The sequence below is a fragment of the Paenibacillus sp. FSL L8-0470 genome, assembly GCF_038008625.1.
Lineage (GTDB): Bacteria > Bacillota > Bacilli > Paenibacillales > Paenibacillaceae > Paenibacillus_AQ.
In genome coordinates this window covers 6,322,027-6,345,701 of record NZ_JBBOZM010000001.1, presented here as the reverse complement: position 1 = coordinate 6,345,701, position 23,675 = coordinate 6,322,027, and the positions used below count along the sequence as shown (strand labels likewise).

The window sequence follows — 23,675 nt, the reverse complement described above, 5'->3', positions numbered from 1 at the left end:
AAGTGCTTACAAGATGCAGCGTCAAAAAATTATGGAGGTGCTTTATGGGGGGCAAGTCTAAAACAACGTTTAAGTTTTCCCTGATTATGCTGTTATCCCTGAGCTTTACCCTCGCCGGATGCGGCGGGAACAACAACACCAAGAACAACGCTAAAGCGGAAGAGACCGGTGGAGCACAAACTACGGCGGCTGCAACTACGGGCGACAAAGCCGAGCCGTTCAACATCAGCATCTTCCTCGGCGAAGCCGGACAGCAGCCGACACCGGACAATAAGATTTACAAGAAAATCAAAGAAGAAACGGGTGCCAGCTTTAATTTTGAATTTTTGGCGGGCGACATCAACCAGAAGCTGGGTGTTATGATTGCCGGCCAGGATTACCCGGATATGATGACGGGCAATACGAAGCTGACGGCTGCAGGCGCCTACATTCCGCTTGAAGATTTGATTGAACAATACGCACCGAATTTGAAAGCGCATTACGCTGATTACTGGAACATGATGAAAGACCCGAATGACGGACATATTTATATCCTGCCAAATTACGGGGTGTACAACGGTAAGGTCAATAGTGCCTATTACTCGGGGCCTGCCTTCTGGATTCAAAAGGCAATTCTCAAGGAGTTCGGTTATCCAAAGGTCAAGACGCTTGATGAATATTTCGATCTGATTGAAAAATATAAGGAGAAATATCCAAAGATTGACGGAAGCCCGACCATCGGGTTCGAAATTCTTAACTCTGACTGGAGAAACTGGGGGCTGTTCAATGCGCCGCAGCATCTGATCGGCCATCCGAACGATGGCGGTGTAGTTGTAAATGACGGTGTGGCCGAAATTTTTGCAGACAAAGATTATGCCAAGCAATACTACCAGAAACTGAACGAAGTCAACCAGAAGGGCCTGATCGACAAAGAGACCTTTGTTCAGAACTACGACCAGTATATGGCGAAGCTATCCAGCGGTACGGTTCTGGGGATGTTTGACCAGCACTGGAACTTTGGCTCCGCCGAAGAATCGCTGACCACGCAGAATAAAATCGAGCGTACTTACGTAGGTCTTCCGCTTGTATACGACACGGCTACTAAAGACTACTATCGCGATAGAGCGGCTTTGAACCTGAACAACGGCTTCGGGATCAGCATCAACGCTAAAGATCCGGTGAAGATTATCAAACTGCTGGATACACTGATCAGTGAAGACTGGCAGAAGACGTTTGCCTGGGGGATTGAAGGCGAGGATTACATCGTGAACGAGAAAGGCCGCTTCATGAGAACGCAGGAGCAGCGCGATAAAGCTACAGATGCGACATGGCAGCTTGCCAACAAGGCCAAATCGCTGTACAGCTGGATGCCTAAAATCGAGGGCAGCTTCAACGACGGCAATGCCACCGGCGTATCCGAGCAGCCTGAAGAATATCAAGCCGGCTTAAAACCTTTTGACAAGGAGTTCCTGGATGCTTATGGCTTTAACAGCTATGTCGATTTCTTCAGCGAACCCCCTGCTAACCCTGTCTATTACCCGGCCTGGTCCATCGATTTGGTGGAAGGCTCAGATGCCAAAATTGCCAGCACCAAGCTAAATGAATTGTCGACAAAGTTCCTGCCTAAAGCCATCCTTGCCAGCCCGGCTGAATTTGATTCCGTCTGGGGCGATTATGTCGGAGAGGTTAAGAAGGCCAATGTAAAGGCTTATGAAGACAAGATCAATGAGCAGATAAAATGGAGAATTGATAACTGGAGTAAATAACGAAGCAAAGGTGGGGGGCCGGCTCCGGCCTTCCACCTGCTAAATTAAAATAATGGAGTGGGGAGACAACAACTATGGATGAGACCCTAGAAATAGATACCGTCGTCCGGCATCCCAACAAAAAGAAGAAGAAGCGGCCCGTCACCTGGTCGTTGATCAAAAGCCAGAATCAGCTCATATGGATGTCTGTACCTCTAATGCTCTATATTATTCTTTTTGCCTATGTCCCCGTTTGGGGCTGGACAATGGCTTTCCAGAATTACAAGCCGGCCAAGTCCTTCAGCGAACAGGAATGGGTAGGATTGAAGCAATTCAAGTTTCTGTTTACCGATGATAACTTCCTCCGGGTGCTGCGCAATACATTGGCGATGGGGATTATCAATCTTGTGCTTGGTTTTGTTACGGCCATCGTACTCGCGCTGCTGCTGAATGAAATCAAGAAGGTGTTCTGGAAAAGAACCGTGCAGACAATTTCCTATCTGCCGCACTTTTTGTCCTGGATTATTGTTACCGGGATTGTGGCCACCTCGCTGTCCATCAATGACGGGATTGTCAACATCGTTCTGATGAAGCTGCATCTGATTAAAGAACCGATTCTATGGCTCAGTGAAGGCAAGTATTTCTGGGGAATAGTAGGTGCCTCGCATGTATGGAAGGAAGTCGGCTGGAATACGATTATTTATCTCGCGGCCATTGCTTCCATTGATCCAGCACTTTATGAAGCCGCCGAAATTGACGGCGCGAACCGCTACAAGAAAATGATGTTTGTAACTTTGCCTGGTATTAAAGCAACGATCGTAATTCTGATGATTATGTCCATAGGGCATGTCCTGGAAGCGGGCTTTGAGGTTCAGTACCTGCTCGGCAACGGGCTTGTTGTGGACTGGGCGGAAACGATAGATATATTCGTGCTTAAATACGGGCTTGCCCAAGGGAATTATTCACTCGCGACTGCTGGCGGGATTTTCAAAACCGTCGTCAGCGTAACATTGCTGCTTATGGCTAACGGAATTTCTAAGCGGCTTGGGGAAGAGAGGCTGTTATAACCATGGATAACCGACAAATTAGCCCTCAGCAAAAAGCAGGCTTCACGATGAAAAAGAGCTTAGGCACCGGCAGGCTTGAACCGGTTCTATTCACTTCGTTCAATACGGTCTTTATGATCTCCCTGGTGCTTGTGACATTATATCCGTTCCTCAATACCATTGCTGTTTCGTTTAACGCGGGCAATGATACGATCCGCGGGGGCATTTACTTATGGCCGAGAGTCTGGACTGTTCAGAACTACAAGGCGATCTTTGCCTCGGGGACGATTTATGACGCATTTCTGATATCAGTGGCGCGCACAGTAATTTCAACGATTCTAAACATTTTCCTGACGACCATGCTTGCCTACACATTAAGCCGGAAGGAATATGTATTCCGTAAACCGATCACTGTGATCTTTGTACTCACCATGTATTTCAGTGCCGGTTTGATTCCAGGGTATTTCCTGATCAAGGATCTGCACCTGCTGAACAGCTTTTGGGTATATATTCTCCCGTCTATGATCAGCGCATTTAATATGATCGTCATCCGTACGTACATCGGCACGATTCCGGAAAGTCTGCTGGAGTCGGCGAGAATCGATGGTGCAGGGGATTTCAGAATTTTCATGAAGGTTGTTTTCCCTTTGTGCAAACCGGTACTTGCTACCATTGCCCTGTTTGTGGCTGTCGGCGCGTGGAACTCCTGGTTTGATGCCTTTATCTATACCTCCTCCAGACAGAATCTTAGTACCCTGCAATATGAGCTGATGAAGCTGCTGTCTTCAACGATGAATTCCAACAGCAATCCGAACGTTTCCGCCGGGGTAGGGATGGATCAGGAATCGGCCAGAGCATTGGTGACCCCGCTGTCGATCCGGGCAGCTATTACCGTAGTGGCTTCGGTACCTATCTTGCTCGTCTATCCGTTCATGCAGAAATATTTCGTGGTTGGTCTAAATGTGGGCAGTGTGAAGGAATAACGCAGCCGTAATTAACGATACAGAAAGGTTGTCTGCAGGAATATGAACCCTTCTTCAACACAATACACGAATCCGGTTCTTCCGGGTTTCTATCCCGATCCGAGCATAACCCGGGCTGGAGAAGATTATTATCTGGTGTGCAGCTCCTTTGAATATTTTCCGGGAGTGCCGATTTTTCACAGCCGGGATCTGATTCACTGGCAACAGATCGGCCATGTGCTGGACCGGATCAGCCAGCTGGATATCCGCGGCTGCGGCAGCTCCGACGGCATTTATGCACCGACGATCCGCTATCATGAAGGAACCTTCTACATGATTACAACGGATGTGCGGGGAAGAGGCAACTTTTACGTTTCAGCAACCGATCCTGCGGGGCCCTGGTCAGATCCGGTCAGTATCCCGTTCGGGGGGATCGACCCTTCCCTGATGTTTGACGAGGATGGCAAAGTTTATGTGACCACTCAGCAGGGAGCTAATTATGATTCCCATGTCATCCAATATGAGATTAATATTACTACCGGAGAGGCGTTGACCGAACCGGTTGTGATCTGGACCGGCGACGGCGGGCCTTGGACGGAAGGTCCGCATTTATACAAGATAAACGGATTGTATTATATTATGGCTGCCTCAGGCGGGACGGCCAAGGAACACCGTGAGATTATCGGGCGCAGCAGTTCCCCGTACGGGCCGTTCGAGCGGCTGCCGCAGCCCATTCTGACACACAGAGGGATTGATCACCCGATTCAGTATTTGGGCCATGCCGATCTGATTGAGGGGCCGGACGGGAACTGGTGGGCTGTCTTTCTGGGTGTGAGGCTTGGAGAACACGGCTATGGAGTGCTCGGACGGGAGACGTATCTTGCACCGGTGCACTGGAATGAAGACGGCTGGCCGATGATTGATAATAATGAAGGAACAGTTGAGCTGGAGATGAACGTGGCGCGTCCGTCAAAAGGTTCGCCGCAGCCTGCCGAGTATAATGGCCGGCATGAATTTGCAGACAGCATACTGCCGTATGCACTGACCTTTCTGCGCAATCCGGCAGAGGGCAGCTGGTCTTTGCAGGCACGTCCGGGCTGGCTGGCGCTTCGCGGACAGCCGTGTAGTCTGAACGAGATCGGCCAGGTGGCATTCGCCGGCAGAAGGCAGCAGCATGTGGCTGCGGAATGGAGCACCCTGCTGGAGCTGGATAGCGGGGTGGACGGTGAAGAAGCCGGTCTATGCGCCCGTATGAATGAGCAGGCGCATTATGAAATTGGCCTGGCACAAAAAGACGGCCAAAGAGTGATATCCGCCTATTTGACGGTGAAAGGACATACACAGCTTGCGGCGGAGGTTCCTGCCCCAACCGGCAAAGCCTACCTGAAAATTGCAGCCGATACTGCCGGATATTATCTTCTCTATTCCTTGGACGGTGAGAAATGGATCAAGCTGGCTTCGGGAGCTGCCTATGCCTTGTCGCCGCAAGCGGTAGAAGGCAACGGCTTTACTGGTGTCGTAATCGGCCTGTACGCTACAGGCCATGGCAAAACAGCGGAAGCGACGGCTTACTTCGACTGGTTTGATTACCGCTCATTATAGGCTCACAAAACTTGAGTCTATGCTAACAAAACTTAGGCGTATGCTTCCGAAGTAAGTTTTGTACGATGTGAATCCAGTGAAGTAACGCTCACAAAACTTTTAGGAGGGCAACTCATGAGGGGCATTAACAGCTTTACCGAGCCTGCGCTGAAGACGGTGTTCGCGGACGATTTCAAGATTGGAGCGGCGGTGAATCCGCGGACGATAGTGTCGCAGGAACATTTGCTTGCCTATCATTTCAATAGCATTACCGCTGAGAATGAAATGAAATTTGAGAGCTTGCATCCGGCAGAGGATGTGTATGATTTCAGTGAGGCGGACAAGCTGGTTGCCTTTGCCCGGAAGCATCAGCTGGCGATGCGCGGCCATACCCTGGTCTGGCATAATCAGACGACCGACTGGCTGTTCCAGGACAAGGCAGGGAGTCCGGTAAACAAGGAGACGCTGCTGGCCCGGATGAAGTCACATATGGATATGGTTGTCGGACGTTACAGAAATGATATTTACGCCTGGGACGTAGTCAACGAAGTGATTGCCGATGAAGGGAAAGCGCTGCTCCGCCCGTCCAAGTGGCTCGATATTGCCGGGCCGGAGTTTATTTCCAAGGCGTTTCAGTTTGCCCATGAAGCGGACCCTAAGGCTCTGCTGTTCTATAACGACTACAATGAATCGCATCCGCATAAACGTGATAAAATCTATGCTCTGCTGAAGTCGCTGCTGGAGCAGGATGTGCCGGTGCATGGTGTCGGTCTGCAGGCGCACTGGAATTTATATGATCCGGCGCTGGATGATGTCCGCGCAGCGATCGAGAAATACGCTTCGCTGGGGCTACAGCTACAACTAACGGAGCTGGATATGTCACTCTTCCGCTTTGACGACAAACGGACGGACCTGAAATCGCCTCCCGCAGAGCTGCTTGAACTGCAGGCAGAGCGTTATGAGGTGATGTTCCGGCTGCTGAAGGAATACGGTGAGGTAATTACCTCGGTGACCTTCTGGGGAGCGGCGGACGATTATACCTGGCTGGATGATTTCCCGGTCCGCGGGCGGAAGAATTGGCCGTTTCTGTTTGACGAGCAGCATGCTCCGAAGCCTGCTTATAACCGGCTTGCTGTTCGGAACAGCTGAGAACGGAGCGCGTGAGAAGGCAGACGAAACCATGATTACGGCTGGGAGTTTCGGTGCAGAATTCAACTAAGGCATTTCCCCCGTTTGGACGTTTTAGGGCTGCTGCACTGCTGTATTCAATTTTGCAATACTCTTCAAGTGCGGTAAGTCCCGTCAGCCCGAAACTGTGTATGCTATACTGTGGCTAAAGAGGTGGGTCGGCCATGGAAAGCTTTACGGGCAAAGGTGTCCGAGTGTTTGCGGAGAAAATAATCAGAGTGTTCGCCGTATTATCCGTATTCGCTGTGCTGCTTAAAGATTATGCCGCTGATCCCGGATCAGCGGTATTTTTGGCGTGTTTTGCTTTGCTGCTGCTAATCAATGATTATGCCAGAAGCAGATACTTATCCGTAGCGGGGACGCTGTGGTCTTTTTCTTTTGTGTTGAGCAATTTATGCGCTGGTTTTTTGCTGTGGAAAGTGTATTGTACCGGAACACAGCTTTATATCATTATTTTGCTTGTGGAGCTCATCGTGGGTACGCGGAAGGTGCCTGTGCCTCTTTTGCTGTTGCATATGGGGATTTTCAGCGCTTCTCTGGCAGCCGGTCATACCGCAATGAAATACATAATAACTTCCTATGCAATCATGTTCACCATTGTCTACCTATTCAGGAATGCTATGATTGATAAGACCAGAACACAAGTGTTGAATCAGGAACTGGAGAAGGCTAATTTGGCGCTGAAACAGTATTCAGTAACGGTCAGAGAGCTGACGCTGAGCAAAGAAAGGACAAGGATTGCCCAGGAGCTGCATGATTCATTGGGGCATTATCTGACTGCATTAAATATGCATCTAGAATTCGCCCACAAAGCTGTAGACCTGGAAACGGACAAAATCAGGAGTGTTGTTGGCCAATCCTACCAGCTGTCAAGAGAATGTATGGTGCAGCTCAGACAGGCTGTGCTGCTGCTGAATGAGGAGCAGCACGTACAGGAGCTTTCACTCCGGCGTCAGCTCCTTAACCTCTTCGCCCATTTCCAAGCGGCCGGGCAAACCCGGTTTGAACTCAATATGGATGAGGATATAGAAGCTGTGAACTTCGAGATTAAAGAATGCATTTATAAAACGGTTCAGGAATCAATCACTAATGGAATCAAACATGGGAAAGCCACACTGTTCTCCCTGGCTATCCATAAAAGTCCCCGGCAGATTTCATTGCTTATTGCCAACAACGGAACGGGATGCAGGGAGGTTATCAAGTCGAACGGAATTCAGGGGATCGAACAGCGGATTCACGCTTTGGGCGGTACCGTTCAATTCGATTCTAATCAGGATTCAGGTTTTAAAGTGCAGGCGAATATTCCTAAAATGGTTGATTTCTAGCATAGGCAAGGAGGAGCAGCAGTTATGGTGAGTATTATAATTGCAGACGATCAACTGATTGTGAGGGAAGGCTTGAAAATGGTTTTGAGCCTTCAAGCGGATGCAAAGGTAATCGGAGAGGCAGCGAATGGACAGGAACTGCTCCGGCTGCTGGCCGATTACTCTCCTGACGTGATTTTGATGGATATCAAAATGCCGCTGATGAATGGGATTGAGGCGACCAAAGCTGTGAAAGAGGGGTATCCGGGGATTAAAGTAATCATCCTTACTACTTTTAATGACAGGGAGTTTATCCTTGCCGGGCTTAAGCATGGAGCGGATGGATACATCCTTAAGGATTCGGCTTCAGAGGATATCATGGCGGCCATTCGATCGGCCTGCGAGGGTAACATTATGCTGAATCCGCAGATTACCCGGGAATTGGTGGACGCCCTTAACTCGGCAGGGACGATTCATAGTTTGCCAACGGAGAATGGAACTCCCGCTGTCTCCCCCTGGCTCACGCCAAGAGAGCTTGAGGTGGCCAAGGGGATTATGGAGGGGAAAAGCAACAAAACCATCAGCAACGAGCTGTTTATTACAGAAGGCACGGTAAAAAACTATGTTTCCAGAATGCTTAACAAACTTGAATTAAACAACAGAACCGAATTGACCCTGTATTTGCAGAAGCTTAATATATAACTCCGCAGGATAACCCGTTCTTCAGGAGAGAGGGGCTGTTTTGTCTCCTCCTGACCTTCCTTCCTCTAACCTATATGACTAAAGTAATACTGAAATTGCTTACTAAAGCAACCCCTTGATTGGGGACTTAAGTGAATATCCCTGTTCGAAGCGTGGCGATAAAATGATAACAGAGTAAGAGTTATCGTAAAGGGGACCACGCTGATGCTTGAACTGAACCATGTGACGAAGAAATATAAGGATTTTACGGCTGTAAAGGATATTTCGTTAAATGTGCAAAGCGGTGAAAGGTTCGGCTTGCTCGGACCGAATGGTGCAGGCAAATCAACAATGGTGTCGATGATAAGCACTGTGCTAAGGCCAACCGCAGGGACGATTACTGTCGATCACAAACTGCTCAGCGGAAAGCCCGGAGAGATCAAGAAAATAATGGGGATTGTACCGCAGGATTTGGCGTTGTACCAGGCGTTAAGCACCAAGGACAACCTGGAGTTCTTTGGCAGTCTATATGGACTTTACGGCAGCAGATTGAAGAGCAGAACCGAGGAAGTTCTGGACATCATTGGACTCAAAGAACGAAGAAACCAGGCCGTGTCCGAGCTGTCGGGAGGAATGAAGCGCCGGGTCAATATCGGTGCCGCGTTGATGAATGATCCTAAATTGCTCGTACTAGATGAACCTACGGTAGGGATTGACCCCCAGTCCAGGCATCATATTCTGGAAACGGTAAAGAAATTAAACCAGGACAGAGGCATGACGGTTATTTATACCAGCCACTACATGGAAGAAGTGGAGTATCTGTGCAAGCGGCTTGCAATAATCGACCATGGCTCCCTTATTGCGCTGGGGAGCAAAGAGGAGCTCAAGCTGAACTTGAAGGCCTGCGATACGCTGACGGTGGATTATAGTGAAGGAAATGAAGCAGCATTGGGCCAGCTCGAGCAAATCTCCGGTGTCACCAAGGCAACTGTGGAAGGCAAACATATTAGTATGCTTGTCTCTACCGGGGAGAGAAGTGTGATTGATATTGTTGATGATATTAGGAACCTGGGCTTCCGGCTAACCGGATTCAAGTACGAAGAGATGAATCTTGAAAGCCTTTTTCTCCAAATTACAGGCAAAGCCTTAAGAGAGGAGTAGAAGGTGATGCCATGCGAAAACTGATCACATTATTTTTACTGGATTTCCGGTTGCTGACCAAAAATAAATGGTTCTATCTGAAGCTGATTTTGTTTCCTTCTCTACTGATTCTCATTCTGGGCACGGCATTCGGCGGATCAGACTCCAGTGTGAAGGCGTTTGACGTTGCTTTTTATAATGCGGATAAAAGCGTTGCTGCTCAAGGGAGCCCGCTGGCCTTAGGGAAATCCTTAAAGAATGTTTTTATGCGGGAAGATCTGCGGAAAGTCATACATTTGCAGGAAGCGGCCAGCTATGACGAGGGCAAACAAAGAGTCGAAGACGGTCATGCCTCTGTTTTTATATATGTGCCGGATAACTTTACGAATGCTGCAATAAAGCAGGAGGCGGCGAACCTTGTTGTGATCGGAGAATCTGCCAAAACGCTCCAAACGGCAATCGTGAGGACTATACTGGAGCAGTTCTGTGAGCAGCTCAACCTGTTAAATGAAGAGAAGTCTGCGGTTCTCCAGTTCTCAAACGGCGGTAACGGTCTTCCGCAAGCCCAAATCGCGGAGCTTCAAAGCCATATATTCAATTTCAGCGGCCGTTCCCCGGATATCCCGACGGTTTCAACGCAAAAGGATGCGGTGCCGGTAGATGCGATACAGTATTACTCCATTGCCATGGTAGTTATGTTTTCGATCATGACGGCCTTTGTGCTGGTGCACAGCATCGTAGATGAGCGGCAAAACCATACTTTATTCAGAATACGTTCAACGCCTGCTTGGGATGTGCAGTATGTTTTAGGCAAATTGAGCGGAATTATACTGGCGATTGTATTGCAAATGTCTTGCGTAATTCTCATCAGCTGGCTGGTGTTCGCAATGAGCTGGGGCCAGCCCCTTGAGCTTTTGATGATAACGGTTGTGTATGCTTTTGCCATAGGAAGTCTTGTGCTGCTCTGGGGATTTATTGCCAAAGATCATACGACTGTATCCAGCTTGGCTTCACCTGTGCTGTATATTTTCAGCTTTTTGGGCGGAAGTTTTGTCAGTAGAAGCGAATTGCCGGAAAGTCTGCGGATCATTCAGGGGCTGCTCCCCAACGGAAAAGCAATTAATGCGTACCTCAGTATCAGCCAAAATAACGGACTTGCCGGATCGTATAAAGATTTGCTGGAGCTGATAGGGCTGGGAGTCATCTGTATTATCGTATGCATTAGTCAATACAGTGGGAGAAGGTGGAGTTTTCGTGCAATTTATCATCATGCTGAAACATCAGCTGAAACAGATATTTAGCAATCGAATAGCCGTTTTGGCGATGATGGGCCTTCCACTAATTCTAACGTATCTGTTCTCGTTCTCTACAGGCAGCATGCCGGATACTATATATGCTGCAGATGATGATCACAGCATGTACTCCAAGCAATTATTAGAGCTGATTAGTCAGCGCAGCGGCTTGCGGGTGATTAATACCGATGTGAAAAGCATTAAGGATAAGGTGGACGCGCAGGATATTCCTTTTGGATTTGTGATCGGGCAGGATTTCAGCAGCATGTTGCTGTCAGGACAGGAGCTTCCCCTCAGCTTTGTGCAAAATGAGGAGAACGGCGAGGGGGCGCTGCTTAAAGAGGTCATCGCCGGTGAAGCTGGCACAATTCGTAAAGTAGTCAATGACTCGGAGTATATGTCCGGTCATTTACAGCTGAATGCTGATTCAATGTCCAGATATTTATTTACAGCATTAAAAGGTGCTTCGAAACCGAGCATTATTGTGCAGACTCTGAACAGCAGTGAAGAGGGAGAGAACAAAACTACTGCCGAAAGGTTTACAGGCTTTATGGCGATGTTCATTTGGTTTGTAGTCGTTCAGGGCTTAAGATCGCTGGTCGACGAAAAGGAAAACAAAACCGTAAACCGGCTATTGAGCACACCCGTCAGCTATATGAAATATCTGCTCTCAAAAATGGCCGCAGCGTTTTTATTTGGCATTATTTATATTTCAGTCATACTGCTCTCAGGAAAATATCTGCTGAGAGTAAACATGATAAATCATAATCTGCCTGTTCTCGTTATGCTGCTTGCCATGTATTTATTCGCCTTAATTGGATTAACCATGCTAATCCTTCCATTTATGAAGAGCCAGAAGCAGTTTACCTCCGCAGCTTCCATTATTGTCGCGGTTACCGGGATGCTGGGGGGCTCCTTCTTCTCCATGCAATTCGCTCCAAAGGTTATGAGGACTATCGGTAAATTCACACCTGAGGCATGGGTTATCCAAGTAACATCCGTTATGAACATCCGGGACGGTTCGATAGGTTCAGCAGTTATCGCCCTTGCCGGGATTGGATTCTTGGGACTGGCCGGAGCTTATGTATTTATGCGCAAAGAGCTTAGAGGATTAGAGGGATGATAATAATCATAACGGTGAGTGGGAAGTGATAATATTGGGCATTACAGAGCTTGCAGGAATCATCGAGCTGCTCGCAGGTCTCATCATCAATGTATGGATTGGAGCGTTTGGGAGAATCATCTTTAAAAAGGATGACAAAACCTCCAGAGTTGTACTGAGAATCTTGGGTGTGTTCTTGCTGATTAACGGGATCTCAAGAGCCTTTCATGTCTGAAGTTTGCGTCCTCCTGACCGGGAGGATTTTTTGTTTGTTAATTTCTACTTCTGCGGGCATGTTTTTCTTCCATGCCGCTGATATATCATTTTGAGAAAAATGATGACACAGACGACAAAATACCTTATTATTTAAAGAGATTTTTAATAAAACAGATTTTAAATAATTATAGTACACTGTTTGAGTCGATGAGAGGCAATAGTATAGGCGTTCTGGAGAGGGGGGCTTACATATTCTATCGCTGAGTGGGGTGAGTAAAAGCTTTAAGTTGAAGGAAGGCAGCTATCATGCTGTCCGGCAGGTATCGCTTGAGGTGAAGACAGGAGCTGTCCATGGCATTATCGGAGCAAGCGGGGCAGGCAAATCGACACTGCTGCGGCTGATCAATCTGCTGGAGCGGCCAGATGAGGGGATTGTTACAGTTGACGGCAAGAAGCTTACCGGAATGGCGGAAAAGGCTTTGCGTGAGGAGAGGCAGAAGATCGGTATGATCTTCCAGCAGTTTAATCTGCTCGGCAATGCTACAGTCAGCCGGAATGTCGCCATTCCGCTGGAGCTGGCCGGTATGCCGCGGAGCGGACGGATGAAGCGGGTGGAGGAATGCCTGCAATTCGTCGGACTTGCGGACAAGGCGGAGCAGTATCCCGCCCAGCTCAGCGGCGGGCAGCGGCAGCGGGTAGCCATCGCCCGGGCACTGGCGAACAGCCCGAAGCTGCTGCTCTGCGATGAGCCGACCTCGGCGCTTGATCCGGGAACAACGGCGGATATTCTTGCTGTGCTGAAAGAGATTAACAGCACACTCGGCGTCACGATTGTCATCGTCACCCATGAGCTGGATGTTGTCCGCAGCATCTGCAGTGATGTCTCTGTTATGGAAGAGGGCAGAATCGTGGATTCCTTCTCCCGCGGGGAGATTGGTTTTACAGCGCCCGCCGGCTATACCGGTTCCTACCGTGAGCAAATTACCGGCAAAGCGGGGGAAGCCTATGTTTGAGGCTATGCTGAAATACCAGGATCAAATGTGGCAATCTATTGGGGAAACCTTTGTAATGGTAGGCATTTCGGTAGGTTCAGCCGTACTGCTGGGGCTTCCGCTGGGAACGCTGCTTTATTTTTGCCGCAAAGGCCAGCTGTATGAGAATCAGCTGCTGTCTCTTATCCTCAACAGCATCGTCAACGTTGTCCGTTCGTTTCCGTTCCTGCTGCTTGTTGTGGCTCTGATTCCCGTCACCCGCTTCCTCGTGGGGTCGGCGATTGGTACGGTAGCGGCTACTGTGCCGTTGTCTATTGTTGCTATTGCCTATTACTCGCGGCTGGTAGAACAATCGCTGCTGGAGGTTCCGAAGGGGACGATTGAAGCGGCCTTGTCTATGGGAGCTTCAAAGGTTTCACTGATTTTCAAGTTTCTTTATGTGGAGGCCCGTTCCGGTCTGGTGCTCGGACTGACTGCTTCTACAATAAGTTTTATTTCGTTCTCGACGGTAATGGGCGTTGTTGGCGGGGGTGGAGTCGGAGATTTCGCCATCCGTTACGGGTACCAGCGCTTCGAGACAGAAGTGATGATCTATGCGATTGTCGTGATGATTGTGCTCGTGCAGGTGATTCAATTTACGGGCAGCACTGCGGCGAGGCTGCTGGATAAACGCTGAGGAATTTGCAAGCATCTATGGCCTTGAAATAAAAATATAAAGTTGGGGGTTAGTTGTACTCATGAAAAAAACAATGTTATTCGCGCTTATACTGCTTGTATTGATCGTTGCCGGTTGTGGAAATAACAAGGAGAATGCAGAGGCACCCGCTGCAGGCAGCAAAGAGCCTGTAAAGATTAAAGTGGCTTCGCTGATTCCGCCGATGACGGATATTCTTGATATTGTGAAACCGCTGCTGCTGGAAGACGGTGTGGATATGGAGGTTGTGGTGCTGTCCGACAATGTGCAGCCGAATGAAGCGCTGGCGAATAAAGAAGTGGATGCGAACTTCTTCCAGCATGTTCCCTACATGGAACAGTTTAATGCCAGCAAAGGCTCCAAGCTGGTTGCTGTACAGCCAGTGTATGATGCCATTTACGGCGGGTATTCCAAACGTTACAAGGCGATCAGCGAACTGCCGGAAGGGGCAACACTGGTAATGGCCAACGACCCGTCGAACATTGGACGTTCCCTGCAAATGTTCGCGGACGCTGGACTCATCAAGCTTAAGGAAGGCGTAGGCATTAAGGCTACACAAGCCGACATCACCGAAAATGCCAAGAACTATAAGTTCGAGGAAGTGGACCTGCTGATGCTGGCCCGGATGCTGGATGATGGCGATCTGGTAGCGATGACTCCGGCTTATGCCAGTCCGCTGGGCCTGACGCCGAAGAAGGATGCGCTGATTACAGAACGCGAAGATTCCGAATTCACCATCACCCTGGTAGCACGCGAAGACAACCAGGCTTCGGATGCCATCCAAAAGCTGGCGAAGCGCATCAGCGGACCTGAAGTGAAGAAATTCCTTGAAGATAACTATGCGGAGATCGCATTGCCTGCGTTTTGAGGCAAGGTAGCCGCAGTAAGCTCTGCTTTGTTTTAATCCGGCGCAGCGACTATTGATATCAATGGTATGATGCCGACATGCAAAAGCAGCCTTCACCACTAACGGGAGAAGGCTGCTTTTTGTTATAGCTGTTTTGTTAATGTAACCGGATGTTCCGGACATCGACAAGGTATTAGCTGCGTACATTTAAGGACGTAACCACCTCGTACTGCGCCGACTCAATCCAGCTTCCTGTAGTGAAATCCCGTCCCTTTACAAGGACTTTGTCGGTATAGACCTCCACATAATACCCTTGGCTGCCGGTCTTGTGTTCATCCGCATTCGTCCAGAGGTAAGCAACCGAAGCACTATTGAACATGGTTGCCGTCTCGCCGTTGCCGGGGTACATCGTGTTGTCGACTTCAAGCTCCCAATGCGTATGGCCTGTAAAAAGAAGTGTTTGGGGATATTTGGAGAGGATGGAGCGCAGCTCCTTATCTTGAGTGACGCCAAACCACTCTTGTGACTCCAAAGATCCGGCTACAGTGTCCTTCAGCGGCTGATGCAGGAAGAGAAAAACAGGCTGCTCAGGCTTCGAGTGTCCGTCCACCAGCTTTTCCCCAAGCTTACGGTCCAGCCATCGAAGCTGCTCCTCCGACAGTTTACAGAACGTTGGCAGACCTTCCTCTGTTCCCAGGAAAATAAAATGATATCCGCCGATCCAATGGTCATGATAGGGGCCGGGCATTTCCATGCAGGAAGTGTACATTGCCAGGCGGGATTCCCAGTGGCCAAGGCCCACATCATGGTTCCCCAAGGTGTAACGAATCTCCGGGAGTGCTGCCTGATGCAGCTGCAGAATACGGTGGACTTCCTCATATTCTTCCTGGAAGCCATGATCCGTAATGTCGCCAATATGCATAATCCCGCTGCTGCCCTGGGCATGGTGAGCCAGATCATGCAGCGCCCGCTCGAAATTCAGATTATACTCATGGGATGGATCGGCAGTGACATGGGTGTCGGTGATAATTTGGAAGGTAAACAGCGGCTGTGGTCCGCCTGGTTCATTTGTACTCATTTGCGAGAGAGCCTCCTTGGATTGCATGGTATTAAACTGAATGCAGAGTATAGGAATATAACTTTGTTAATGCCCCTTGGCACTAATGTTCAAGCCCACAATTCCGGCCACAATCACAGTCACCCATAATAGGGAGGACAGTGTCAGCCGCTCCCCGAAATACACTGCCCCCACGACGGAGATCAGGATGATTCCTGTACCTGACCATACTGCATAAGCTACCCCGACCTTGATCGAGGTGAGCGCCACATTCAGCGAGGTGAAGCTGATCCCATAGAACAGGAACATCAGCACGGAGGGCCAGAGCCGGGTGAAACCGTGGGATATTTTCATGGAGATGGTTCCCGAGAGCTCGAACAGAATCGCCAGCGCGAGAAAAACCCAGGCCCACACCCCTTCGGCCCTCACCTAGTATTCCTTCCAATACTTAGTTCTGCATAGGACTGCACCAGAGAATCTGCATCCGGCAAAAGACCGCGCATTGATATATCCGCTGCGCCGGCAATCCCGACGGCTACAGCTGCCCCGGCGGCCTTAGCCATCCGCATATCGCCGTTCGTGTCGCCAATCACGGCGGCCCCGCCAGGTTGTACCCCAAGCCGCTCACAGGCGAGCAGCGCCATATCGGGAAACGGCTTGCCCCGCTCGACCTGATCCGTACCGATCACGGCAGAGAAATAATGTTGGATACCGAGCCAGCGGAGGTGATTTTCGGCTGCCGCTGTTTCATCGGCAGTCACTACAGCCAGAGCAATGCCCTTGGCTGTGCAGTCGTCAAGGAACCGGAGCAGGCCGGGAAGCGGGAGCACCGGGCGGCTGCGCTCCAGCATCACATCCGCTTCCTGACGGCAGAGCTCTACCAGTTCCTTGGACTCGGCCCAGGATAAGCCTAGCAGGTAACCCTGCCAGGACAGAATGGCGTAAAGGTCGCTCATCGTCCCCATGGCCAAGGGACCATTCCGGTCATAGTCTGTAATTCTACCCTCAGCATCGTGAACGGTTCCCAGCAGGGAGGCCAGATACTGAACCGGGAATTCTAGGCCGCGTTGTTCCAGCTGCCGGGTGAACTGTCCCAGGAAACACTCACCCCAGCTTCCCCAGAGGGAAACGAACTGCAGCAGTGTGCCGTCCTTGTCGAACAGAATCGCGGATATGGAATGTTCCCCTTGCGGAGTGATGAGCTCAGGCATGCTGCCGCCCCCTTAGATTTAATAATTCACGTCCTATTTCTCGCTGAAACGGATACCGTCCATTTAAGGACGGCGAAGCCGTTTTCACTTGATACGATATACCGCTTATTTTACTTTATCAAGTGCGGTCTGGGCAGTTTGCTGCGCTTCCTTCAGGGCCTCAGCCGCCGGGATATTTTCAATCTGCACCTTGTCCGCAGCAATGGTCAGCGCATCATTGATTTTGCCTCCGGTAGGGTCCTGGAAGGGGGCGGAGGCGTGGGACGCCTGCATTAACGGGATTTTGATCTGCGGATTGGTCTCGCTGAAGGAGACGAATGCCGGATCTTCAAGCGCAGACTGGCGGACGGAAATATATCCGGTGTTGATTGACCAGAAGGCGGTATTCTCGGAGTTCGTGAAGTAGGTCAGCCATTTCATCGCTGCCAGCTTCTCGTCATCCCCGGCTTTGGCAGGAATACCGGCCATGATCGCTTGTGCCACAGGCTTGCCTTCGCCAACTCCGGCCCAGCCCGGCTGCTCCATTGCGGAGACGATGCTGAAATCCAGATCACCCTGATCTCCGCTGGAGCCAATATAGCCCGCCGCTTGGCCTTTCATCACATCGTCAATGGTCTTGTACCAGTACTCCCAGCCTTGTCCGCCGGAGTGGATGCGCATGGTCTTGTCCTCGTGAATCCATTTGCGGAACAGATCCCAGGTTTCAATCCACTCCGGAGAGTCGATCGTTACTTTGGTGCCATCCTCGCTAAGAACGCTGCCGCCCTTGCTGAGCACGGCATCGATCATGTTGCCGGAGCCCCACATCGGCTCCCATCCGAAGAAGGTTGTTTTGCCGCCGTCTTTAACGGCCATTTTCCCAGCGGCTGCCGCCAGGTCTTCCCAGGTCTTCAGCTGGCTGGCATCGATGCCGCTTTTCTCAAAAGCATCCTTGCGGTAATACATAATCTGTGTCGTTCCGTACATCGGAAGGAAATACTGCTTGCCGTCAACCTGGCCCTGGTTCAGAAAGGTCTGGACAAAATCCTCTTTATTAAAATCCGCCTGCTGGGCGATCAGCTCATCCATCGGAGAGAAATATCCCTTGCGCGCCCAGTCCATATTGGAGGAGAGCACGGCTGCAGGAACCTGTCCGGTAGCAATGGCAGCCTGAAGCTTCTGCTCGGTTTCGCTGTAGTCTGCCTGCACGATGCCTTTGACGATGACCTCCTGCTGCGAGGCGTTGAACTTTTGGATGAGCGATTCCATATTCTCGCCAAGCTTGCCGCCAAGGCCATACCAGAATTCAATGGTTACCGGTTCGCTTTGGGCTGGAGGGGCGTCTGCCGCTGGAGCTGCGGAGGCACCGCCTCCCGCCGTAACGTTGTCCGAAGCGGAATTTCCGCCGCAAGCCGTGAGCACTGTGAATCCGGCAATCATAGATACCGCCGACAACCTTTTTAATACGTTCATCATCATTCTCCTCTTTGTTCAAAAATGTAAGATTCAGCCTTTACTGGAGCCTGCCGTCATATTGACACTTTGCATAATTGTTTTCTGCGCCAGCAGGAAGACAAGCAGCAGCGGGGCGATGGTGAAGGCGCTGGCGGCCATGATCAGCGGCCATTGTAATCCGTATGCACCCCCTTCCACGAAAAAGCTGCGCAGGCCAGCCGAGACTAACTGCAGGTCAGGGTTTTTGGTAATCAGCATCGGCCAGAAATAATTATTGTACTGATCAATGAAGGTAATCAGCGCCAGCACGGCAAAGGATGACCTCGTAACCGGCACCAGCACCGTCCACAGAATCCGCATATGAGAGGCGCCGTCCACTTCACCGGCCTCCACCAGCTCATGCGATACCTGCAGGAACGCTTGCCGGATCAGAAAGATCGCGAAGATGCTTACAGAGTTGGAGAGAATCAGACCGCCGTAGGAATTCAGCAGGTGCAGCTCGGACAGCACAAGATAGCCGGGCAGGTAGACCGCTGTAGCCGGAACCATATAACCGAACAGGATCACTCCGGCAAAAAGCCCCTTCAGGCGGAATTTCATATGCGTCAGCGCATAGGCCATCATGCCGGAATTGATGATCTGCAGAATGACGATGGAAGTGGCGACGAAAATGCTGTTGCCCATGTATCTTGCAAACGGGGCCTCATTCCAGGCAGCGGCGAAATTTCCCCAGAGCGGCACTTCAGGCCAGAGTGTAGGCGGGGAACGCCAGATTTCATCATTGGTTTTCAGTGCGCTGGTGACCATCCAGTAGAACGGGAAAGCCATCAGCAGGGCAATCGTAGCAAAAAAAAGATGACGGGCCGGTCCGCCCAGCCGTGTGAATATACGCAAGCGGTGAGACCTCCTCTTGGAAAATGTACGGATTATTGATAATGGGTCGTCCGTTTGCTGATGCCGAATGAGAATACGGACAGCAGCATGCAGATGATGACAAGGACAACAGCTACACTGGAAGCCTCTCCAATCTGGAAGGATTCGAAGGCGGACTGATAATACAGATACAGCAGCGTGCGGGTGGAGCCGGAGGGGCCGCCTTGGGTCAGCACGTTAATCTGATCGTAGGCCTGAAGGGCCTGGATAAGCTGCACCACGAACAGAAACAAGGTGGTTGGCGAGATCAGCGGCAGAGTGATGCGAAAGAACTTCTGCGCAGCGCTTGCGCCATCAAGCTCCGCGGCTTCCAGCAGGTCTGAAGGCACATTCCGCAGCGCCACCAGATAAAAGATCATCGCCCAGCCCACGGATTTCCAGATGGTCACCAGGAGAACTCCCACAAGCGCCCATTTGGGGTCCTGCAGCCAGCCGATTTTCCCGAGTCCGAGGAAATCAAGCACCGTATTGGCAAGGCCGACCTCAGGCTCATAGATCCACGACCAGACAATGGATACAGCGACGGTTGGCGTGACCCATGGCGAGAACAGCAGCACCTGATAAAGTGCGGAGCCTTTCAGCTTGCGGTTCATCAGCAGCGCGAGTCCGAGTCCCAGGAGAATGATCGGCAGCACACTGCCCGCACAGAAGAGCGCGGTCACTCTCAGCGCTTTGTAAAAGGCCGGGTTGCTGAAAAGATCGGCATAATTTTGCAGTCCGACAAAAGTTTTCTCCGGGCTCATAAAGTCCCATTCTGTGAAGCTGAGATACAGCACATACAACAGCGGCGCCAGCCAGAACAGAACGAACGGTACCATCGCCGGCAGCGTGAACAGCACGGGCTTCAAGCCGTTAATAACCTTTGAGCGTGTCATTTTCGTTCCGATACCCCATTCCATCAGCTTGATTTTGCGGTATAATGCAGAGGAAAACTCCTCTGTTCAAAAAAAATTGTACACTCATGAGACGAGCCTGTGGTTAAGCGGAAGTAAACATCGTTCGGAAATTGTGTAAAATTTGCAGAAAACCTGTAACGAAGCTTCAGTATTGTGTAATGTAGAGGGAACGATTCTAAAAAAAGAGTGAAGGTGCAGCGAATGAAGCAGGCCGCATTTGGCGAGGGCAACCAGCATTTATCACCACGGGAGCAACTGCTGCGACCGATGATTGATGCGATAGCGCAGACGATGGATTTATATGGAGCGAATTTTTCTTACGGACAGCTATACGGGATTATGTTCTTTGAGGACAAGCCGATGACGCTGGAGGAAATGAAGCAGGTCATGAATATGAGCAAAAGCAATATGAGCTACGGCGTCCGCTCCCTGATCGCTTCCCGGATGGTGACCAAGCTGGACGAGAAACGTGAGCGGAAGGAGCTGTATGTAGCCGAGACTGATTTTTTTCAGGCATTCAAAAACTTCTTCACCCTGAAGCTTCAGCGGGAAATTGATGTCATGCAGGAGGCGATGGGTACGGTGATGCCAGAGCTCCAGGAGCTGATCCAGGCGAAGGACACTCCTGAAGAGGAACGGCAGGCCTGCCAACGGGATCTGGACAAGCTCCAGCATGCGGGAGAATATTATGCCTGGCTGCAGCGGTTTGTGTCGGGGCTGGAGGAAGGGGAATTCTTTGGCGGGGCCGGACTGCCCGGCAAGGAATGAATTCCTGAACTCTGAGTACAGCTTCACCTCTTTAGTTAGTTTGTGTACAGCTCAGAGGTGCCATCTTCCAACCGTAACTGCATTCTATGCAACTAAAAGGGAAGAAATCGGCATTAAAACGGAGCTAATTGCACTTGGTACACCTATCTAAAGCTCATCCTGCTAAAAGGAGTATATCGGCCCTTTTTAACTGTATAGAATACATCTAAAGCTAATAATAAACGGTTGCACGGCGTTTTTATTGTAGCAAATACATTTATCGGGCCAGCAGCGCTTAAGCCACCCTCATACGGTTTCCGTCTTGAGGGTTTTTTGCCTGTACAAAAACAGCCTGCAATTCGCCTATTTTCAAGGGGAACAATGGCGTTTTTGAATTCCGCTTTGGTCGATTTATTCTTGGGTTGCTGCAAGGAAAACAGTTACTGTCGTAATTTTGCTCTCCTATTTCACAGGGCTGCATAAGGTGAGCCGAATCATTTATACTGGCGGTATGAGTTGATTGACTGTGGACCAGATATAATTCGAGCGTATCTATGGCTCCGTTGTGCGGAGTGAGCCGACCTATGACGGCGAGTAGTATACAGCGGTGCTGACTGCACATATTGCTGCATATCTCGCGGCCCTCGGTATATCAAAGAGTAGGTAAGCTGGAGAAGAATGGAGTCATCAAAGGCTACAAGGGGATTGTGGACTGGGGCAAGCTGGATCAGAAAATCAAAGTCATGATCTCAGTGAAGGTGGTCAGCCAGAGTTTCAAGGAAACGGCAGGTCAGATCATCGGCCTTCAAATCCTCGTCATAAGGCTGTACAAATTTTTATAAGAGAGGAACGTGCAGTATGCGGCAAAAGAATGGAGCTAACGCGATGTATGCGGTTGGCATCGCGTTGTTGTCCGTTTATTTATTTTGGGGAGGAACTTATGTCGGCATGAAGGTCGCGATAGAGACCATGCCGCCCTTTCTGATGGCCGGAATCCGCTTTTTTGTGGCCGGAGCTGTACTCTATGTCATTTCCAGATTAAGCGGTGCTAAGCGCCCGGCAGGACGCGAGTGGAGGTCTTCCGCTATCGTTGGTGCGCTGCTGCTGCTTGGAGGCAATGGGATGGTGGCCTGGTCGGAGCAGCGGGTATCCTCGTCAATTGCTTCTCTAATCGTTGCCGCTGTTCCCGTCTGGATGATGCTCTTCGGGTGGTTTGGCCGCGGCGGCAAACGTCCAAATCCCGGCGTTATCGCCGGGATTGTGCTTGGACTGCTGGGTATCGCCGTGCTGGTCTTCCAGCCGGGGCAGGGAGACAATGGCACTGCAACCGACCTGATCGGCATTATTACCCTGCTGGCAGCTTCCCTTAGTTGGGCGGCAGGTTCCATGTACTCACGCAGCGCCCGGATACCGGATTCTCCGCTGATGTCAACGGCTGCGCAAATGCTGACAGGTGGCGCGCTGCTGCTGGTTTTCTCCTTCTTTACCGGCGACTGGTCCAAGATGGACGTTCCAGCCATTTCCCTCCGTTCGTACGCAGCTCTGGGTTATCTAATCGTCTTCGGCTCGATTATAGGCTACACGGCCTACATCTGGCTGCTCAAAAACGCCGATGCTACCCTGGTTTCGACCTATGCGTTCGTGAACCCGATAGTCGCCGTATTCTTGGGCTGGCTGCTGGCGGGCGAACAGATAACCGTGAACACCCTGACCGCTGCCGTTATCATTATCGCTGCTGTAATTTTGGTGACCGTTTTCCGCGGCAGGCCGCAGAAGGCAAGAACTCAAGCAGTGCTTGATATGCAAAATCAGCAGCAATCGATACACTGAGGACATCACAGCCGAAGGGGTGGTAACATGTTCGATATGCTAAAGGTAGGCAGGAATATCGTTAAATTAAGAGGGGCCGCAGGGCTCACGCAAATGGGACTCGCGGATAAGCTGGGAATCAGCTATCAGGCGGTCAGCAATTGGGAGAGAGGCGCAAGCATGCCTGATATCTCCAAGCTCCCGGAACTGGGAGAGATCTTTAATGTCTCTATTGAGGAGATTCTGGAAGAGGGTAGGGGGACAGCGATCCTAACAAGTGTGCTGGAAAATGCAACTGAGGATTACCTGCATCAGCATGAGGTATCTGCAATAGAAATATTGGAAGTTGCGCCTCTGCTTAAGACGGAACAAATCGAAGAGGTGTTTGAGCATGTAAAGGCCAATGTGCCGATGGGCGACCTGGTGGCGCTGGCTCCTTTTCTGAGTGATGAAGTGCTGGATGAATGCGCCAGGAAGGTGATAGAGATCGGGCCAATCAGCAATCTGGTGGCACTGGCTCCTTTTCTGAGTGAGGAAGTACTGGATGAATGCGCCAGGAAGGTGATAGAGATCGGGCCAATCGGCGACCTGGTGGCGCTGGCCCCCTTCCTCAGTGAAGAAGTTCTGGGTGAATGCGCCCGTAAGGCATTTACTGAAAAAGACGCAGGGACACTGCTGCAACTTGCTCCATTTCTAAACCAAGAGGTATTGGATGAATGCGCATCCCGTTTGTATGCCAAATAAGCCAGGTCCGCAGGCTGCAAGGAATGAAATTAGGTTAGTTGATCTCGATTGCAAACAAACAGGCCTCGCATCCTA

General features: G+C 50.5%; 24 protein-coding genes. 18 read left to right on the top strand and 6 right to left on the bottom strand.

The annotated features are described in order from the left end of the window. Positions 1-44 precede the first annotated feature (44 nt). From NST99_RS28830 to NST99_RS28765, 14 genes are all read left to right on the top strand, one after another. Positions 45-1,745: a sugar ABC transporter substrate-binding protein gene (locus tag NST99_RS28830; RefSeq protein WP_341096309.1), complete on the top strand. Its 1,701-nt coding sequence runs from the start codon at positions 45-47 to the stop codon at positions 1,743-1,745. Between the two features lie 74 nt (positions 1,746-1,819). Continuing rightward, entirely contained in the window at positions 1,820-2,791 is a 972-nt protein-coding gene (locus NST99_RS28825; RefSeq protein ID WP_341096307.1) for an ABC transporter permease, read from the top strand. 2 nt (positions 2,792-2,793) lie between these two features. Further along, positions 2,794-3,753 (top strand): carbohydrate ABC transporter permease, encoded by a 960-nt coding sequence (locus NST99_RS28820; protein ID WP_445744997.1) that lies wholly within the window; start codon positions 2,794-2,796, stop codon positions 3,751-3,753. A 42-nt stretch (positions 3,754-3,795) separates the two neighbouring features. Continuing rightward, on the top strand, positions 3,796-5,334 hold the full coding sequence (locus tag NST99_RS28815) for a glycoside hydrolase family 43 protein (RefSeq protein WP_341096302.1): 1,539 nt from the start codon (positions 3,796-3,798) through the stop codon (positions 5,332-5,334). Positions 5,335-5,448: 114 nt separating this feature from the next. Beyond that, on the top strand, positions 5,449-6,462 hold the full coding sequence (locus NST99_RS28810) for an endo-1,4-beta-xylanase (RefSeq protein ID WP_341096300.1): 1,014 nt from the start codon (positions 5,449-5,451) through the stop codon (positions 6,460-6,462). Positions 6,463-6,665: 203 nt separating this feature from the next. Beyond that, positions 6,666-7,826 (top strand): sensor histidine kinase, encoded by a 1,161-nt coding sequence (locus NST99_RS28805; protein WP_341096299.1) that lies wholly within the window; start codon positions 6,666-6,668, stop codon positions 7,824-7,826. A gap of 27 nt (positions 7,827-7,853) precedes the next feature. Further along, complete coding sequence (locus NST99_RS28800; protein WP_341097782.1) at positions 7,854-8,507, top strand: response regulator transcription factor; 654 nt, start codon at positions 7,854-7,856, stop codon at positions 8,505-8,507. 204 nt (positions 8,508-8,711) lie between these two features. After that, positions 8,712-9,647 (top strand): ABC transporter ATP-binding protein, encoded by a 936-nt coding sequence (locus NST99_RS28795; RefSeq protein ID WP_341096297.1) that lies wholly within the window; start codon positions 8,712-8,714, stop codon positions 9,645-9,647. A gap of 11 nt (positions 9,648-9,658) precedes the next feature. Next, positions 9,659-10,927, top strand: a complete 1,269-nt coding sequence (locus NST99_RS28790) for an ABC transporter permease (protein ID WP_341096293.1) — start codon at positions 9,659-9,661, stop codon at positions 10,925-10,927. After that, positions 10,881-12,041, top strand: coding sequence for an ABC transporter permease (locus NST99_RS28785; RefSeq protein ID WP_341096292.1), 1,161 nt, complete (start codon positions 10,881-10,883; stop codon positions 12,039-12,041). Before NST99_RS28790 ends, NST99_RS28785 begins: the two co-directional genes overlap by 47 nt. A gap of 25 nt (positions 12,042-12,066) precedes the next feature. Next, the gene (locus NST99_RS28780; RefSeq protein WP_445745060.1) at positions 12,067-12,255 is read left to right on the top strand and encodes a hypothetical protein; all 189 of its coding nucleotides are present in this window, start codon (positions 12,067-12,069) and stop codon (positions 12,253-12,255) included. A gap of 232 nt (positions 12,256-12,487) precedes the next feature. Then, entirely contained in the window at positions 12,488-13,249 is a 762-nt protein-coding gene (locus NST99_RS28775) for a methionine ABC transporter ATP-binding protein (RefSeq protein ID WP_341097780.1), read from the top strand. Next, positions 13,242-13,904: a methionine ABC transporter permease gene (locus NST99_RS28770; RefSeq protein WP_341096290.1), complete on the top strand. Its 663-nt coding sequence runs from the start codon at positions 13,242-13,244 to the stop codon at positions 13,902-13,904. Before NST99_RS28775 ends, NST99_RS28770 begins: the two co-directional genes overlap by 8 nt. A 61-nt stretch (positions 13,905-13,965) precedes the next feature. Beyond that, on the top strand, positions 13,966-14,790 hold the full coding sequence (locus tag NST99_RS28765) for a MetQ/NlpA family ABC transporter substrate-binding protein (RefSeq protein WP_341096287.1): 825 nt from the start codon (positions 13,966-13,968) through the stop codon (positions 14,788-14,790). A gap of 172 nt (positions 14,791-14,962) precedes the next feature. On the opposite strand, the gene NST99_RS28760 is transcribed toward NST99_RS28765, so the two are convergent. From NST99_RS28760 to NST99_RS28735, 6 genes are all read right to left on the bottom strand, one after another. Beyond that, positions 14,963-15,847, bottom strand: a complete 885-nt coding sequence (locus NST99_RS28760; protein ID WP_341096285.1) for a metallophosphoesterase family protein — start codon at positions 15,845-15,847, stop codon at positions 14,963-14,965. A 66-nt stretch (positions 15,848-15,913) separates the two neighbouring features. Then, complete coding sequence (locus tag NST99_RS28755) at positions 15,914-16,255, bottom strand: DMT family transporter (RefSeq protein WP_341096284.1); 342 nt, start codon at positions 16,253-16,255, stop codon at positions 15,914-15,916. After that, on the bottom strand, positions 16,252-17,037 hold the full coding sequence (locus NST99_RS28750; protein WP_341096282.1) for an HAD family hydrolase: 786 nt from the start codon (positions 17,035-17,037) through the stop codon (positions 16,252-16,254). The genes NST99_RS28755 and NST99_RS28750 overlap by 4 nt, the downstream gene beginning before the upstream one ends. 105 nt (positions 17,038-17,142) lie before the next feature. Further along, positions 17,143-18,489, bottom strand: coding sequence for an ABC transporter substrate-binding protein (locus NST99_RS28745; RefSeq protein ID WP_341096280.1), 1,347 nt, complete (start codon positions 18,487-18,489; stop codon positions 17,143-17,145). A 33-nt stretch (positions 18,490-18,522) separates the two neighbouring features. Continuing rightward, entirely contained in the window at positions 18,523-19,365 is an 843-nt protein-coding gene (locus NST99_RS28740; protein WP_341096278.1) for a carbohydrate ABC transporter permease, read from the bottom strand. Between the two features lie 32 nt (positions 19,366-19,397). Continuing rightward, on the bottom strand, positions 19,398-20,303 hold the full coding sequence (locus NST99_RS28735; protein ID WP_341096276.1) for a carbohydrate ABC transporter permease: 906 nt from the start codon (positions 20,301-20,303) through the stop codon (positions 19,398-19,400). A gap of 198 nt (positions 20,304-20,501) precedes the next feature. On the opposite strand from NST99_RS28735, the gene NST99_RS28730 reads away from it, so the two are divergent. From NST99_RS28730 to NST99_RS28715, 4 genes are all read left to right on the top strand, one after another. Then, positions 20,502-21,068, top strand: a complete 567-nt coding sequence (locus NST99_RS28730; protein ID WP_341096274.1) for a GbsR/MarR family transcriptional regulator — start codon at positions 20,502-20,504, stop codon at positions 21,066-21,068. Positions 21,069-21,670: 602 nt separating this feature from the next. Continuing rightward, on the top strand, positions 21,671-21,889 hold the full coding sequence (locus tag NST99_RS28725) for an Lrp/AsnC family transcriptional regulator (protein WP_341096273.1): 219 nt from the start codon (positions 21,671-21,673) through the stop codon (positions 21,887-21,889). Between the two features lie 16 nt (positions 21,890-21,905). Then, the gene (locus NST99_RS28720) at positions 21,906-22,877 is read left to right on the top strand and encodes an EamA family transporter (protein WP_341096271.1); all 972 of its coding nucleotides are present in this window, start codon (positions 21,906-21,908) and stop codon (positions 22,875-22,877) included. A gap of 27 nt (positions 22,878-22,904) precedes the next feature. Beyond that, positions 22,905-23,600, top strand: a complete 696-nt coding sequence (locus NST99_RS28715) for a helix-turn-helix domain-containing protein (RefSeq protein ID WP_341096269.1) — start codon at positions 22,905-22,907, stop codon at positions 23,598-23,600. Positions 23,601-23,675 lie beyond the last annotated feature (75 nt).